The following is a 16,119-nucleotide window of genomic DNA, read 5'->3' as shown; positions in this document are numbered from 1 at the left end:
GTCAGCCGTCGAGCGCGTTCAGCCAGGCACGGCGCGCTTCGAGAGCGTCCGCCGCCTCCTTGGCTGCCTTCTTGTCGCCGGCCTTCTCGGCCGCGGCCTTCTCGCCCTCGAGCTTCTCGATCGCGTCGAGGAGCTGCTGGCTCATGTCGTTCGCACGCGCCTTGGTCTCGGGGTTGTTGCGCTTCCAGTCGACCTCTTCGCGCGACTTGAGCGCCTGCTCGATCGTGCGCAGCTTGTCGTCCAGTGCACGCTCGCGGTCGCGCGGGAAGATGCGTCCCACGTCATCCCACTGGCGCTGGATGCGGGTGAGAAGGGCGCGTGCCTGCTTGATGTCAGGCTCATCGGCGACGGCTTTGGCGTCTTCGAGCAGCGTCTCGCGGGCCTCGATCTTCGGAGCCGACTCCGCCTCTTCCGCGGCGGACTGCTCTGCGCGTGCCGCGTACAGCGCGTCGCCGGCGGCCTTGAACCGTGCCCACAGTGCGTCGTCGGCCTTGCGCCCTGCGCGACCGGATGCCTTCCAGTCGTCGAGCAGCGTGCGATATGCCGGGATGCCGTCGACGCCCTTGGGTGCCAGCGCTTCGGCTCGCTCGATCAACTGCGCCTTGCGGTCGCGCGCGGCCTTGTGCGTCTCGTCGAGGTCGGAGTAGAACGCACGGCGGCTCTTGTCGACGACGGAACGGGCGTCGCGGAACCGCTTCCAGAGCTGCTGCGAGATGCCCTTGGGCAGGCGGGGACCGCTCTGCTGCTGTGCCTGCCACGCGTCGAAGAGCGCGGTGACCTCTTCGGTGACCTGCTTCCACTGCACCTTCGCGAGGTCGCGCGCGGCGATCTGCTCGATGCTCTCGACGAGGACGGTCCGTTCGGCGATGGCAGCGTCCACGAGTTCCTTGGCCTGCTCGGCCTCAGCGGCGCTGGCCTCCGACAGGGCGGTGCTGAGCGTCTCGAGCCTGGCGTGCAGCGATGCGAGATCGCCCACGGCCGCAGCACCCGTCACCTCGTCGACGAGGCGCTTGGCCTGCGTCGTCAGGTCACTGGCGGACGCACCCCCGGCCTGATGACGCTGCTCGAGCGTGTGCACCTTGAACGCGAGATCGTCGAACTTGCGCACGAAGTAGGCGAGAGCCTCATCCGAGGTGCCATCCGGATACTGACCGACGACCCGCCACTCCTCGCCCTCGCGCACCTCGACGGTTCCGTCTTCGCTCACGCGACCCCAGTCGGCGGAGTCGGCGGCCGCGACCGGTGACACCGGCGACACGGGTGCAGCGGCCTGAGCCGGTGCGGCAGTGCGCGGCGGCATCGGGATGCGCGGGGGCCCGGGAACAGGAGGTGAGGGGACAGGGGGAGTCGGCTTCGAAGGCTCGGTGGCAGACACGATGTGCTCCTAGCGCGGTCAGCCCGCGGGAGAGGGAAGGGACGTTGTTCAGCCTAGTACGAGCGGGGCAGTGCTCGAGGGGGCCGGACCTCACAGTCTCGTTACCGTTTTGTGAGGAGAACGTTCGACGCGCGTAACGGGAGCCGCCGGGTCCGCGAAACACCGCGCTCATAGTGTCTGGTCATCCCCGACGTGCTGGAGGCGCAGTGAACGAGAACACCGAAGCGGCGACACGGGTCGTCGTCGTGGGCGCCGGAATGGTGGCGCACCGGTTCGTCGAGAGCGTGTTGAGCAACCCCGAGGGCGCAGTGCACATCACCGTGATCGGCGACGAAGGACGGCATCCGTACGACCGCGTCGGACTCACCGGGTACTTCTCCGGTGCGACGCCGACGGAGCTGACCCTCGATCGTGCGGTCTTCGACGACGAGCGCGTCGCCTTGATCGCCGACGACCGCGTGGTCCGCATCGATCGGCGGACGCAGACGGTGGTGACGCGCGCACGGCAGGCGATCGCCTACGACACGCTCGTACTCGCGACCGGATCGTATGCCGCGCGTGTGGCGGTCGACGGTGCCGACCTGCCCGGATGCTTCGTCTACCGCACGCTCGACGATGTGCAGGAACTGCGGCGGTTCGTGCAGCACCGCAGCGCCGAACTCGGAAGGCCACTGCGTGGCGCCGTCATCGGCGGCGGGCTTCTCGGGCTCGAGGCCGCAGGCGCCTTGCAGGGGCTCGAGGTCGACTGCACGGTCGTGCAGTCCTCCGATCGGCTGATGTCCGCCCAGCTCGACCTCGCGGGAGGCGGGATGCTGCGCCGCCTGATCGAGGCGCGCAGCATCTCGGTGCGCACCGAGTCGCGGACGACGAGACTCGATCCGGATGAATCGGGCGCCGTCACCGCACTGGAGTTCCAGGACGGCAGCTTCCAGCGCGCGGACGTCGTGATCTTCACCGTCGGGGTGCGCCCACGCGACGAACTCGCCCGCAACGCGCAGATCGACGTGCACCCCCGCGGGGGCGTGCTGATCGATGATCGCTGTCGCACGAGTGATCCTGCCATCCTCGCGATCGGCGAGGTGGCGAACTTCGACGGCCGCAGTGTCGGTCTGGTCGCCCCGGGGTACGCGATGGCAGAGGTCGCCGCGACGCGGCTGCTCGGCGGCGACGCGACGTTCCCCGGCTACGACGAGTCGGCCAAGCTCAAACTGTCCGGCGTCGACGTCGCGAGCTTCGGGGATGCGTTCGCGCAGACGCCGAACGCGCTCGATGTCGTGTATGCCGACCCCGTGGCCGGCGTCTACAAGAAGCTCGTGCTCTCGGACGATGCGCAGACTCTGCTCGGCGGCATCCTCGTCGGAGACGCAGCGGCGTACGGCTCGCTGCGTCCGCTGGTGGGTGCCAGACTCGGCGCTGATCCTGTCGCATATCTGATGCCCGAGGGCGGCGTCGAAGCGACGGGAGGCGCGCTGCCCGACGAGGCCGTGGTGTGCTCGTGTTCGAATGTGACGGCCGGCCGGATCCGGCAGGCCGTGCACGAAGAGGGCTGCATGGATGCCGGTGCCGTCAAGGCCTGCACCAGGGCGGGTGCGACCTGCGGCTCGTGCGTGCTCATGGTGAAGAAGGTCGTGGGGCAGGAGCTCGCGAAGCTCGGTCAGACCGTGTCGAACGCGCTGTGCGAGCACTTCGACATGTCGCGCCGGCAGCTCTTCGATGCGGTGCGCGTGTCGGAGCTCACGACGTTCAGCGCCGTGATCGAGCGATTCGGCCGCGGTCGCGGCTGCGACATCTGCAAGCCGGCCCTCGCCAGCATTCTCTCCGTCCTCGTCGGCGCGCACGTGCTCGACGGCGAGAACGCGACTCTGCAGGACACCAACGATCACGTCATGGCCAACATGCAGAAGGACGGCACCTACTCCGTCGTGCCGCGGATGCCGGGCGGCGAGGTGACACCCGCAGGCCTGATGGTGATCGGACAGGTCGCCGAGGACTTCGGCCTGTACACGAAGCTCACCGGCGGACAGCGCATCGACATGTTCGGGGCGCGCCTGGAGCAGCTGCCGCTCATCTGGCAGCGACTGGTCGACGCCGGCTTCGAATCCGGCCAGGCGTACGGAAAGTCGCTGCGGACGGTGAAGTCGTGCGTCGGCTCGACCTGGTGCCGCTACGGGGTGCTCGACTCGGTGGGCATGGCTGTTCGGCTCGAGCTGCGGTACCGCGGCCTCAGGGCGCCCCACAAGCTCAAGATCGGCGTGTCGGGATGTGCGCGCGAGTGCGCCGAGGCGCGAGGTAAGGACGTCGGCGTCATCGCGACAGAGACCGGGTGGAACATGTACGTCGGCGGCAACGGCGGGTTCACACCACGGCACGCCGAACTCCTGGCCTCAGGGCTCTCCGATGATGAGCTGATCAGCGCCATCGACCGGTTCTTCATGTACTACATCCGCACGGCCGACCGCCTGCAGCGCACCGCACCCTGGTGCGAAGAGCTCGACGGCGGACTCGCCGGGCTCAAGGAGGTCATCTTCGACGACTCGCTCGGCATCTGCGCCGACCTCGACGCCGCGATGGCCAGGCATGTCGACAACTACGAGGACGAGTGGGCGGCGACGCTGCGCGATCCGCAGAAGCTCAAGCGCTTCGAGTCGTTCGTGAACGCGACCGAGACACCGGATCCGTCCCTCGCGTACGTCGCGACCCGTGGCCAGCTCCGACCGGCCACGTCAGAGGAACGCGAGGCAGGTGGCGTGATGATCGCCGGAACCACCCTGGAGGTGCGTCGATGACGCTCATGCCCGACACCCGCAGCGCGGTGCGCGTGTGCAGCATCCATGACCTCGAGGTGGAGCGGGGCCGCGCCGCACTGCTCGGGGCGGAGCAGATCGCGCTGTTCCTGCTCCGTGACGGCACCGTGCATGCCGTCTCGAACCTCGATCCGTACAGCGGGGCGAACGTGATCTCGCGCGGCATCGTCGGCACGAGGGGTGATGCGCCGACGATCGCCTCGCCCATGCACAAGCAGGTGTTCGATCTGCGGACCGGCGAGTGCGTGGAGAGCCAGGGAAAACCTGCTCTGGCCCTCGGCGTATGGGCAGTTCGCATCGACGGAGACGACGTGTATCTGCCTTCGCATGCGGCTCGGTCGTCCGACGAGGCGCTGCAGGAGGTGGGCTGAGATGACCACGATGCTCGGGCTGTCGCTGACCGGACGCCGCGTCGTGCTCGTCGGCGGTGGAGCCGTCTCCGCTCGACGCCTCGGGCGATTCCTCGCCGATGGAGCGCTGGTGCGCATCGTGGCACCCGCGCTCGCGCCGCAGCTGCACGCCCTGGTCGCCTCGCATCGGGAGCAAGCAGGCGCGGACGAGGTCGAATGGGTTCCGCGCCGCTTCATCGCGGAAGACCTCGACGAGGCATGGCTCGCGCACTGCGCGACCGGCGACGTCACCGTCGACCGAGAGGTCGCCGCACTCTGCGAGCAGCGGCGGATCTTCTGCATCAACGCGTCCGACGGTGCGCACGGCAGCGCACGGATGACTGCGCAGGCCACGTCAGGTGACGTGGTCGTCGGCGTGTCGAGCGAAGTGGGCGTCGATCCTCGTCGTGCGGCCGGAGTGCGCAACGCGATCGAGGGGATGCTGGAATCCGGTCGCCTGCCGCTGCGCAGGCGACGCACGGGGGGCACCGGCCGCGTCGACCTCGTCGGCGGCGGACCCGGTCCCATCGATCTCATGACGGTGCGCGCACGGCGACTGCTCGCCGAAGCCGATGTCGTCATCGCCGACCGTCTCGGGCCGACGGATGCGGTGATCGCCGAGCTCGATCCAGAAGTGCACGTGATCGACGTCGGCAAACGCCCGCACCACCACCCTGTGCCGCAGGATGAGATCAACGCACTGCTGGTCGAACACGCCGCGGCAGGCAAGCGCGTCGTCCGCCTCAAGGGCGGCGATCCGTTCGTGTACGGCCGAGGCGGCGAAGAGATCATCGCCTGTCAACAGGCGGGTATCCCCGTCGAGGTCACTCCCGGCGTCTCCAGCGCGCTGTCGGTGCCGCAGGCCGCCGGGATCCCGGTGACGCACCGGGGCACAGCATCCGCCCTGCATGTCGTGAACGGCCAGGGCGACGTGTCGGCCACCACCCTCCACGCGCTCGCAGACCCCGAAGTGACGACCGCGATGCTCATGGGCGTCGCGGCGCTCCCGGAAGTCGTGCGAACGGCGCTCGAGCACGGGATCAGCGACGAGCTTCCGGTCGCGATCATCGAGAACGGTCACACCCCGCGCCAGCGCACGACCCGCAGCACTCTCGGTGACGTCGTCGCACGTGCCGCCGCGGTCGGCGTGCAGAACCCGGCAGTGATCGTGTTCGGCGATGTCGCCAGGGCCGGCCTGCTCATGCCGGAATCCGTCCGAACACGGGAGTCGCATCGGTGAGCTCCCGCAGCATTCTGGATGCCGCGCTCGCGGGCTGCACGATCGTCGTCGCCGCAGATCGTCGAGCGGGCGATCTGGCGAGCGCGCTGGAGCGGCGGGGCGCTGTGGTCTGCCGCGCTCCCGCTCTGAGCATCGTGCCCAACGCCGACGACGAAGAACTCATCCGCCGCACGCGTGATCTCGTCGAGCGTCCACCGGACATCGTGGTCGTCACCACCGGAGTGGGCTTCCGCGGCTGGATGGACGCCGCACATGAACATGATCTCGCCGAAGCGCTGACCGATGCGCTGCGCGGCTCGCAGTTCGTCGCCAGGGGACCCAAAGCGAACGGAGCCATCCAGCAGGCCGGGTTCGTCGCGGACTGGGTGGCCGAGTCGGAGACGGCCGCCGAAGTAGGGGAGTACCTGCTCTCCTCCTCTCTCACCGGAAAGCGCATCGCGGTGCAGCATCATGGCGCAGGATCCGACGGACTGGACAACCTGCTCGAGGTCGCAGGGGCGGAGGTCGAGAGCCTCACTGTGTATCGCTGGGGTCCGCCGGCCGATCCGCATCTCGTGGAACGCTCGGTCGCCCACGCCGCAGGAGGCGAGGTCGATGCGGTGCTGTTCACCTCGGCACCTGGCGCCGCGGAATGGATCCGCGCTGCCAGACGACTGAAGGCGCTGGACGGCATCCGGCACCGAGCGGCATCCGGCAGGCTGCTGCTCGCTGCGGTCGGACCGATCACCGCGGCGCCGTTGCGCGAGCACGGGCTCCGCGAGACGATCGCCGATCGCGGCCGGCTCGGCTCCCTCGCGCGCTGTGTGATCGGCTACTTCGGCGGCGGGGGAGGCGCACCGGCGCTGATGACATCAGCGGGCAGTGTGTCGATGCGCAGTGGCGGGGTCGTGATCGACGGCGAGTTCATCGCGCTCTCCCGCGCCGGCGCTGGCCTGCTCGGCGCCCTCTTCGACGCGGGCGGCCGTGTGCTGTCGCGGGAGGAGATCGCCGTCGCGCTGCCGCGCACAGGAGGCAATGCGCATGCCGTCGAGATGGCTGTCGCACGCGTTCGGGAGGCGCTCGGAGACGTGGACGTCATCCGCACCGTCGTGAAGAGGGGCTACCGCCTCGCTGTGGAGGACCCAGCGTGACCACCTTGATCGCCTGCTCGCACGGAACGAACGACCTGGCCGGGCAGGATGCGGTCCGCAGCCTGATCGACGACGTCAGGGCGCTGCTGCCGGAGGTGAGGGTCGTCGCGGCTGTGGTCGACGTGGAGCAGCCGCAGATCGATGAGGTGATCGACCATGAGGCACGACGGGACGACGTGATCGTCGTGCCGTTGCTGCTGTCAGTCGGGTACCACACCGCCGTCGACATCTCGCGAGCCGTCGACAGGCATGCCGGCGCCCGGCAGTCGGAACCGCTCGGTACGCATCCGCTCATCGCGGACGTCCTCGTGGATCGTCTGGCTACGGCGCTGCCCGGCGGATGGCTGCCGGGGGACCATGTCGTGCTCGCCGCTGCGGGATCGAGCAACCCATCGGCACTGATCGATGTGGAAACGGTCGCAGCCGCGGTGCGGACGATGCTTCCCGTTCCCGTCACCGTCGGATACGCATCGGCATCCGCTCCCCGCATCACGGATGCTGTCGCGGATGCGCGCCTGAGCGGCGCCGCTCGTGTGATCGCAGCCAGTCATGTGCTGGCGCCGGGTTTCTTCGCCGGGCTCGTCTCGGCCGCAGGTGCGGATGTCGTCAGCACGCCCCTCGCGCCCGATCGGCGCATCGCCAGGGTCGTCGCAGACCGCTTCCACGCCACCCGCTGACGGCGTGCCGGCAGCAGTACGCCCCGGTGAGCTCCGGACTCACCGGGGCGCGCTGGTGCGTTCGGTCAGACGGTGCCGACGGGACCGCGCGTGTGAGATCCCGCTATTGGGCAGCAGTGTCGGCGAAGAGTCCCGAGAAGGGGTTCTCTATCGGACCGGGCGTGGAGGTCTCGGTGGGTTCGGGCTCGGGAGCGAACACCGCTGCGTGCACGGACTGGCTCGCGATCGCGCCCACCACGAGCAACCCGCCGACGATCCCGGCGATCAGGTTATCGCGCGTCCGCCTTCTGATCTGGGCGTCGTGCCAGGCCGTACGGGCGGCATACAGACGTGCGCGCTCCGATTCGGTTCGTGAGCGCTGAGCGTTCTTCGGTCCGCGACCGGCCATGGATCCTCCTTCGACGCCTCGCCTGAGCGCCGTCTGCGAGCCTATCGTGGGGAGCTTTGTCGGCGCCGCGCATTAGCCTGGACGGATGACATCTGCGCCTCTGCTCTCGGGACAGACACCCCTTGCGGTGCGGATGCGACCCGTCTCGCTCGCCGAGGTGGCCGGCCAGCAGCATCTGCTGCGCGCCGGATCGCCGATCGTCGCGCTGGCAGACCCGGAGGCGACGTCGCCAGGGGCGGTGTCGATCATCCTCTGGGGCCCGCCAGGCACGGGGAAGACCACGCTCGCACAGGCCATCGCACGCTCCTCCGGCCGACGCTTCGTCGAACTGTCGGCCATCACCGCCGGCGTGAAAGACGTGCGCGAGGTGATGCAGGAGGCGATCACCCAGCGCGATCTGTACGGGCAGACGACGATCCTGTTCCTCGATGAGATCCACCGATTCACGAAGGCGCAGCAGGACGCGCTGCTGCCGGGTGTCGAGAACGGCTGGGTGATCCTGATCGCCGCGACGACCGAGAACCCGTCGTTCTCGGTGATCTCACCGCTGCTGTCGAGGTCGCTGCTGCTCACGCTTCAGCCCCTCACCGACGACGACATCGCGATGCTGATCGATCGTGCGATCTCCGACGCGCGCGGGCTGAACGGCACCGTCGCGATCGACGAGGCCGCCCGGTCGGCGCTGGTGCGGCTGGCGTCCGGCGACGCGCGACGCGCACTCACCGGCCTCGAAGCCGCTGCCGCCGTCGCGATGTCGCATACCGCAGACGACACCGAGACGGCGATCACGGCCGACGATGTGGCTCAGGCCGTCGACCGCGCACTGCTGCGCTACGACCGGCAGGGCGACGAGCACTACGACGTGATCAGCGCGTTCATCAAGTCGATCCGCGGCTCGGACGTCGATGCGGCGCTGCACTACCTCGCACGCATGATCGAGGCGGGGGAGGACCCGCGCTTCATCGCACGGCGCCTGGTGATCTCGGCATCCGAGGACATCGGGCTGGCAGACCCGCAAGGACTGGTCATCGCCACAGCTGCCGCCGATGCGGTGGCGTTCATCGGTATGCCGGAGGGACGCATCCCCCTCGCAGAGGCGACCGTGTATCTCGCGACCACGGCGAAGTCGAACGCCTCGTACAACGGCATCAACGCGGCGATCGCGGATGTCCGTGCCGGCAATTTCGGCCGCGTTCCCGCGCACCTTCGCGACGCGCACTATGCGGGCGCCAAGCGCCTCGGCCATGGCAAGGGCTATGTCTTCCCGCACGACAACGAGTACGGCATCGTGCCGCAGCAGTACCTGCCGGACGAACTCGTCGGCCGTCGCTATTACGAGCCCAAGCAGCTCGGAGCCGAGCGCGACGTGTCGGCCAGGCTCGAACGCATCCGTCGCATCCTCGGTGATCGCTGACGTCGCTCGTCCAGCCGGCCGCGGGCGCGGATCACAGTCTGTTAGACTTGAGCGGCTCGAAACACAGTTTTCGGGCATCCCCTCGTTCACACCCCACCTTCTCGGCGCCCCGGCGTGCGCCCGAAGGCAGAACGGCGGAGATACGTCCGTGAGACGTGAAAGACACGTCCACGTCATCGGAAGGAAAACTTCGTGGTCACGAAGTCCCAGGACCGCCGCAAGGTCCGCCTGTCCCGCGCCCTCGGCGTGGCACTCACACCGAAGGCCGCCCGCTACCTCGAGAAGCGTCCCTACGCTCCGGGCGAGCACGGCCGCACCAAGCGCAAGACCGACAGCGACTACGCCGTCCGTCTGCGCGAGAAGCAGCGTCTGCGCGAGCAGTACGGCATCCGCGAGAAGCAGATGCGCAACACGTTCAACGAGGCTCGCCGCCACGACGGCCTGACCGGTGAGAACCTGGTCGAGCTGCTCGAGATGCGTCTCGACGCGCTCGTGCTGCGTGCCGGTTTCGCCCGCACCACCGCGCAGGCTCGCCAGCTCGTCGTGCACCGTCACATCCTCGTCGACGGCCAGCTCGTCGACCGCCCGTCGTTCCGCGTGAAGCCGGGTCAGCTCATCCACGTCAAGGCCAAGAGCGAGGGCACCGAGCCCTTCCAGGTGGCAGCAGCCGGCGGTCACGCAGAGGTGCTTCCCCCCGTTCCCGGCTACCTCGAGGTCGAGCTCGACAAGCTCCACGCGCGTCTGCTGCGTCGTCCGAAGCGCGCCGAGGTCCCCGTGACCTGTGAAGTGCAGCTCGTCGTCGAGTACTACGCGGCTCGCTGAGTCATACGGCTCGCTGAGACGCGAACCATTTCCGCAGAGGGCGTCGGGATTCATCCCGACGCCCTCTGTCGTTTCCGCATACGATGGAGAGACCGCGCCTCGCGGCCCAAGGCAAGGAAGACGACATGAAGACGTTCCTGTGGTTCCTGATCGGTGTGATCGGCGGATTCGTCGCCGCCCACTTCATGAACAAGGATCCTCGCGGTCACGACATCCTCGCCGAGGTCGACGCCAGGATCAACGGCTTCACGACGGTTCTCAGCGACGCCTATCGAGCGCAGGAGGCTCGCCTGGTCGAGCCCGTCGCTCCTCCGAGCACTGATCACTGAGCACTGATCCCCAGCATTGTGCATCGCGGCCGTCGCGATGCTCATCCTCCTCACTGAAGGACAGCCGTACCCCTATGAAAACTGCGGACATCGCGCAGCGCTATCTCAGCTACTTCGAGAAGAACGAGCACACGATCGTGCCCTCTGCGTCGCTCGTGAGCGACGACCCGACGGTGATGTTCACGATCGCCGGCATGGTGCCGTTCATCCCGTATCTGACCGGAGTCGTGCCTGCGCCGTACTCGCGTGCAGCCGATGTGCAGAAGTGCATTCGTACCAACGACATCGAAGAGGTCGGCAAGACGGTGCGTCACGGCACGTTCTTCCAGATGCTCGGCAACTGGTCGTTCGGCGACTACTTCAAGGAGGGAGCGATCACGTACGCGTGGGAGCTCCTGACCACGAGCGAGGCCGATGGCGGACTCGGGTTCCAGGAGAAGGACTTCTGGGTCACCGTCTACGAGACCGATGACGAAGCCGCAGACATCTGGCGGCGCGTGATCGGGCTTCCGGAGGAGCGGATTCAGCGCCTCGGACGTGCCGACAACTACTGGCACACGGGCCAGCCCGGTCCCGGCGGCCCCGACTCGGAGATCTTCTTCGATCGCGGCGCGGAGTTCGGGCGCGACGGCGGTCCGGCGGCGGACGACAACCGATACATGGAGCTGTGGAATCTCGTCTTCATGCAGGAGCTGCTCAGCGACGTGCGCTCCCAGGTCGACTTCGATATCGCGGGTCCGCTGCCGAAGAAGAACATCGATACGGGCATGGGCCTGGAGCGTGTCGCCTTCCTCAAGCAGGGCGTGGCGAACATGTACGAGACGGACCAGATCCGTCCTGTGCTCGACCGCGCCGTCGAGCTGTCCGGCAAGCGCTACGGGGCCGTCCATGAGGACGACGTCCGCTTCCGCGTGATCGCGGATCACGTGCGATCGTCGCTCATGCTGCTCTCCGACGGCGTGAAACCCTCGAACGAGGGCCGTGGCTACGTGCTGCGCCGGCTCATGCGCCGCACGGTGCGCGCCATGCGGCTGCTCGGCGTGGACGCACCTGTCTTCCCCGAACTGTTCGCCACCTCCCGAGACGCGATGAAGTCCGCATACCCGGTTCTCGAGACCGACTGGACCAGGCTCTCCGGCCTGGCCGTCGCCGAGGAGGAGACGTTCCTGCGCACGCTCGCGCAGGGATCCACGATCCTCGACCTCGCACTCGCCGACACCAAGAAGGCAGGCAAGCAGACTCTTGCCGGGCCTGAGGCTTTCCTGCTGCACGACACCTACGGCTTCCCGATCGATCTCACGCTCGAGATCGCAGAGGAGGCGGGCCTCAACGTCGATCGCACGGCCTTCGACACGCTGATGCAGGAGCAGCGCACACGTGCGAAGGCCGATGCGAAGAGCCGCAAGCGCCAGCTCGCCGACGTCTCGGTCTACCGCGACTTCCGCGCCCTCGGCGAGACCGGATTCGCCGGATACACCGATCTCGACATCGAGTCGCGCGTGCTCGGCATCCTCGTCGACGGCCAACCAGTAGCATCCGCCGGCGAGGGCCAGGTCGCCGAGATCATCCTCGCCGAGACGACGCTGTACGCCGAGTCAGGCGGTCAGGTCGCCGACAAGGGAACGATCGTCGGCGCCGGGTTCGAGCTCGACGTGCTCGACGTGCAGAAGCCGGTCGCCGGCCTCATCAGCCATACCGTGCAGGTGGTCAGCGGCAGCGTCGCACTCGATGATCGCGCGACGACCGTCGTGGACGCGGCGAACCGCCGAGCAGCCCGTCAGGCGCACTCGGCGACGCACCTCGTGCACGCCGCGCTGCGCGACACGCTCGGTCCGACCGCCACCCAGGCCGGATCGCTCAACCGCGCGGGTTACATGCGCTTCGACTTCTCGTGGTCGCAGGCGCTCTCCGTGGACGCACGCACCGATATCGAGGAGATCACCAACCGCGCCGTCCAGGACGCCCTCGAGGTGACGACGCGCATCGTGTCGCTCGATGAGGCGAAGGAAGCCGGCGCCATGGCGCTGTTCGGCGAGAAGTACGGCGACGTCGTGCGGATGGTCGACATCGGCGGCCCGTGGTCGCGGGAGCTCTGCGCGGGCACCCACGTGAACACCAGCGCGGAGATCGGACTTGTCAGCGTCGTGGGCGAGTCGTCGGTCGGCGCCTCCAACCGACGTATCGAGGCATTGGTCGGTCAGGACGCATTCCGCGAGCTCGCTGCAGAGCGTGCGATCGTGTCGCAGCTCACGAGCGCTCTCAAGACGCCGCGCGAGCAGCTGCCGGAGCGGATCGCCGAGATCGCCGCGAACCTGAAGACGGCCGAGAAGCGGATCGCGCAGTTCGAGGCGAAGCAGCGCGAGGGGCAGGTGCCCGCGATCGCGGAGGCGGCGGAGCGCGTCGGCGCATATCGCGTCGCGGCGGTGTCGCTCGGCGACGTCGCATCGGCGGACGACGTGCGCACGCTGGCGCTCAGCGTCCGTGAGCGCCTCGGCTCGGATGCCGCGGTCGTGGCACTCGGCGGCGTCGCAGCCGGACGTCCGGTCGTCGTGGTCGCCACCAACGATTCCGCACGTGCGGCGGGCGCGAAGGCTGGTGCGCTCGCGAAGCGCGCGGCCGGTGTGCTCGGGGGCGGCGGCGGCGGACGCGATGATGTCGCACAGGGCGGCGGAACGGATGCCACGGCATTGGGCGCGGCGCTGGACGCCGTGACGCAGGAGCTGCGCGGCGCGTGAGCGGATTTCGCCGCGGAGTGCGGCTCGGCATCGATGTCGGCAAGGCGCGGGTGGGCGTGGCGCGCTGCGACCCTGACGGCATGCTCGCCGTGCCGGTGGAGACCGTGCAGCGATCGGAGCAGTCCCTTGCCCGCATCGCCGAGATCGCCGCGGAGTACGAACCGCTGGAGTTCGTCGTCGGTCTTCCGGTGAACATGCAGGGTGCTGACACGCCTTCCACTGCGGATGCACGTGAGTTCGCGGCCGCTCTGCAGCGCCTCACCGCGGTGCCGGTGCGCATGATGGACGAGCGACTCAGCACGGTCACAGCGCACGCCGCTCTGCGCTCTTCTGGCAGAACTCAGCGAAACTCTCGTAGCATTGTCGATCAGGTCGCGGCAGTGGTGCTTCTGCAGCACGCGATCGACACGGAGAAGAGCACCGGTAACCCGGCCGGTTCCGTGGTTCCAACCGACGAGGAGCCCACTTGAGCATGCCCGAACGCGAGAGTCCCGAACGCGAGAGTCCCGAACGCGAGAGTCCCGAACGCGGGTCGAACTCGCTTTCCGACGACCTGTTCTCGAAGCTCCCCGCGCCGGGACACCAGGTTCCCGCCGCCGACCAGCCGCTACCGGCACCCGGCTCGCGCCGCGCGCTGCGCGAGGCCGCGCAGTCCGAGACGACACCGTCCGAGCGGGTCCGGTCCGCAGCCACGAACCACGAGGTCGCTCAGCCGAACGAGGCCGCGGCCTCGACAGCGGATGATGCGGCCGAGAACGAGTCGCTTTTCGACACTGCCGCTGATCCGGCGACGCGTCCGGTGACCGCGTCGGCGGCGGCATCCCTCGACGATCTCTTCGCGGCCGAACACGACGATTCCAACGGCAGCGCACCACGCAGGAAGAAACGGCGCACCGGCTGTCTCGTCGCCCTCATCATCGTGCTCGCCCTCATCGGCGGTGCGGTGGCCGGTGGCGCATGGGCCTGGAACACCTACGGCGACAAGATCAGCGAGGTCATGGGCTGGGGCGAGCCGGATGACTACGAAGCGGGCATCGCGTCCGGCGAGGCACTGGTCACCATCCAAGATGGCGATACCGGTTCTCCTGTGTCGACCGCCTTGTACGAGGCGGGCGTGACCAAGACGGAGAGTGTCTTCTACGACTATCTCGTCAAGGAGAACGTCGCGGTGACGTTCTACCCCGGTGTGTACAAGCTGCAGCAGAAGATGACCGCCGAGGCTGCGCTGACCGCTCTCCAGGACGAGGCGAACAAGCTCGAGAACTCCGTCGGCATCGCTGAAGGCAGCACTCTGGAGTCTTCGCTCCCCGTGATCACCGAGAGCATCGGCATCCCTCTCGAAGACCTGCAGGCGGCCGTCGCCGATCCCGGCGCCTACGGGGTCGCGTCCGAGAGCCTCGAAGGCTGGTTGTTCCCCGCCGTGTACACGTTCGATCCCGAAGCCACGGCCACCCAGGTGATCCAGCGCATGGTCGATCGCACACGTGAATCGCTCACCGCGGCCGGCGTGCCGGCCGGCGACGAGCAGCGCGTCCTGACGATCGCATCCATCATCCAGCGCGAGGGCCGTACCGACGACTTCGCCAAGGTCTCGCGCGTCATCCAGAACCGCCTGGATGACGGGATGAAGCTGCAGATGGATTCGACGGCGCAGTACGGCTACGGAGAGCTCCACGAGGGCGTGGTGAGCACATCATCCGAGGCGCAGAACAACGACAACCCTTGGAACACCTACGTGTACGAAGGGCTGCCGGCCGGTCCGATCGCGAATCCGAACGACGCTGCGATCAAAGCCGCGTTGAATCCTGCCGACGGTCCGTGGCTCTACTTCGTCACGATCAACCTCCAGACCGGCGAGACGGTGTTCACGAGCACGTACGAAGAGCATCAGGCCGCCATCGAGACGTGGCAGGCATGGTGTCGTGCGAATCCCGACCAGGGATGCTGAAACGATGACCACCCGTCTCCTGGCGGTGTGGGGCGATCCGATCGCTCACAGCAAGTCGCCGACTCTGCACGGTGCGGCGATCCGAGTGCTCGGTCTGGATTGGGAGTACGGTCGCCGGGAGGTCGACGCCGACGGCTTCTCCGCCGCGCTGCGCGGATTGGACGATTCCTGGCGAGGGCTCTCCCTCACCATGCCGCTCAAGGAACAGGCGTTTCGCGCGGCGCAGACGCACGACCGTCACGCCGAACTCACCGGCGCGGTGAACACTCTGCTTCTCAACGCAGCGCCTTCGGGCTTCAACACGGATGTCGGCGGCATCATCGACGCGTTCGCCGAGAACGAGGTCACCGGCGCCGCGCGTGCGCGCATCCTCGGCGCTGGTGCGACGGCGGCTTCGGCGCTGGTCGCGGTGGCGGAGATGGGGGCACACCGCATCGACGTCCGCGCGCGACGTCCGGAACGTACCCAGACACTTCGTGCTCTGGGCGAGCGGCTCGGTGTCGAGGTGACGGTGAGCGGCTTCGCCGATCAGATCGGTCCCGTGGACGTCACGGTCGCCACGCTTCCCGGCGGAGCCGTGCTCGAGCGTACGGCAGCTTTCGCCGAGCACGGAGGCATACTGCTCGACGTCGCCTACGCGCCGTGGCCGTCCGCTCTGGCCGAGGCCTGGGCCACTGAGCACGTCATCTCCGGGGTGGGCATGCTGCTGCACCAGGCCGTGCGGCAGGTGCGCGTCTTCGTACACGGCGATCCGGTCGACGAGCTCGACGATGAAGCAACCGTGCTGGCCGCCATGCGCACTGCGCTGAGGGAACCGGCACCGTCCTGACCGGATCTCCGCGACATGCGGGAAGAACAGGGTCCCCGC

General features: G+C 68.2%; 14 protein-coding genes. 12 read left to right on the top strand and 2 right to left on the bottom strand.

Going from position 1 to position 16,119, the window contains the following annotated elements; translation table 11 throughout:
- Window position 1: 1 nt before the first annotated feature.
- A complete protein-coding gene (locus tag JF52_RS0113310) occupies window positions 2-1,375 on the bottom strand; it encodes a DUF349 domain-containing protein (protein ID WP_234000239.1) in 1,374 nt (457 codons plus the stop codon).
- A 206-nt stretch (window positions 1,376-1,581) separates the two neighbouring features.
- Here JF52_RS0113310 and nirB point away from each other — a divergent pair, with 206 nt between their 5' ends.
- The 5 genes from nirB to JF52_RS0113285 are packed head-to-tail and all read left to right on the top strand — an operon-like array spanning window position 1,582 to window position 7,615.
- A complete protein-coding gene (gene nirB, locus JF52_RS0113305; protein ID WP_268746251.1) occupies window positions 1,582-4,161 on the top strand; it encodes a nitrite reductase large subunit NirB in 2,580 nt (859 codons plus the stop codon).
- On the top strand, window positions 4,158-4,550 hold the full coding sequence (gene nirD / locus JF52_RS0113300; protein ID WP_052167043.1) for a nitrite reductase small subunit NirD: 393 nt from the start codon (window positions 4,158-4,160) through the stop codon (window positions 4,548-4,550). Before nirB ends, nirD begins: the two co-directional genes overlap by 4 nt.
- 1 nt (window position 4,551) lies before the next feature.
- The gene (gene cobA / locus JF52_RS0113295; protein ID WP_033107092.1) at window positions 4,552-5,808 is read left to right on the top strand and encodes a uroporphyrinogen-III C-methyltransferase; all 1,257 of its coding nucleotides are present in this window, start codon (window positions 4,552-4,554) and stop codon (window positions 5,806-5,808) included.
- Window positions 5,805-6,938 carry a uroporphyrinogen-III synthase gene (locus JF52_RS0113290; protein WP_033107091.1) on the top strand — a complete coding sequence of 378 codons (1,134 nt, stop codon included), beginning with the start codon at window positions 5,805-5,807 and terminating at the stop codon, window positions 6,936-6,938. Before cobA ends, JF52_RS0113290 begins: the two co-directional genes overlap by 4 nt.
- On the top strand, window positions 6,935-7,615 hold the full coding sequence (locus JF52_RS0113285) for a sirohydrochlorin chelatase (protein ID WP_033107090.1): 681 nt from the start codon (window positions 6,935-6,937) through the stop codon (window positions 7,613-7,615). The genes JF52_RS0113290 and JF52_RS0113285 overlap by 4 nt, the downstream gene beginning before the upstream one ends.
- Before the next feature lie 103 nt (window positions 7,616-7,718).
- Here JF52_RS0113285 and JF52_RS16600 read toward each other — a convergent pair whose 3' ends face one another.
- Window positions 7,719-8,003 (bottom strand): hypothetical protein, encoded by a 285-nt coding sequence (locus JF52_RS16600; RefSeq protein ID WP_052167042.1) that lies wholly within the window; start codon window positions 8,001-8,003, stop codon window positions 7,719-7,721.
- An 85-nt stretch (window positions 8,004-8,088) separates the two neighbouring features.
- On the opposite strand from JF52_RS16600, the gene JF52_RS0113275 reads away from it, so the two are divergent.
- From JF52_RS0113275 to JF52_RS0113245, 7 genes are all read left to right on the top strand, one after another.
- Entirely contained in the window at window positions 8,089-9,417 is a 1,329-nt protein-coding gene (locus tag JF52_RS0113275) for a replication-associated recombination protein A (protein ID WP_084595861.1), read from the top strand.
- 192 nt (window positions 9,418-9,609) lie between these two features.
- Window positions 9,610-10,239, top strand: coding sequence for a 30S ribosomal protein S4 (rpsD, locus tag JF52_RS0113270; RefSeq protein WP_033107089.1), 630 nt, complete (start codon window positions 9,610-9,612; stop codon window positions 10,237-10,239).
- Window positions 10,240-10,364: 125 nt separating this feature from the next.
- Entirely contained in the window at window positions 10,365-10,568 is a 204-nt protein-coding gene (locus JF52_RS0113265) for a hypothetical protein (RefSeq protein WP_033107088.1), read from the top strand.
- A 74-nt stretch (window positions 10,569-10,642) separates the two neighbouring features.
- Window positions 10,643-13,303, top strand: a complete 2,661-nt coding sequence (gene alaS / locus JF52_RS0113260; protein ID WP_033107087.1) for an alanine--tRNA ligase — start codon at window positions 10,643-10,645, stop codon at window positions 13,301-13,303.
- Window positions 13,300-13,773: a Holliday junction resolvase RuvX gene (gene ruvX / locus JF52_RS0113255; protein WP_033107086.1), complete on the top strand. Its 474-nt coding sequence runs from the start codon at window positions 13,300-13,302 to the stop codon at window positions 13,771-13,773. The genes alaS and ruvX overlap by 4 nt, the downstream gene beginning before the upstream one ends.
- A 2-nt stretch (window positions 13,774-13,775) precedes the next feature.
- Window positions 13,776-15,251 (top strand): endolytic transglycosylase MltG, encoded by a 1,476-nt coding sequence (gene mltG / locus JF52_RS0113250; RefSeq protein ID WP_084595860.1) that lies wholly within the window; start codon window positions 13,776-13,778, stop codon window positions 15,249-15,251.
- Window positions 15,252-15,255: 4 nt separating this feature from the next.
- Window positions 15,256-16,080, top strand: a complete 825-nt coding sequence (locus JF52_RS0113245) for a shikimate dehydrogenase (RefSeq protein ID WP_033107085.1) — start codon at window positions 15,256-15,258, stop codon at window positions 16,078-16,080.
- The last annotated feature ends 39 nt before the right edge of the window (window positions 16,081-16,119 follow it).

It is taken from the genome of Microbacterium profundi (genome assembly GCF_000763375.1).
GTDB classification, from domain to species: domain Bacteria; phylum Actinomycetota; class Actinomycetes; order Actinomycetales; family Microbacteriaceae; genus Microbacterium; species Microbacterium profundi.
This window is presented reverse-complemented; position numbering and strand designations above follow the sequence as displayed.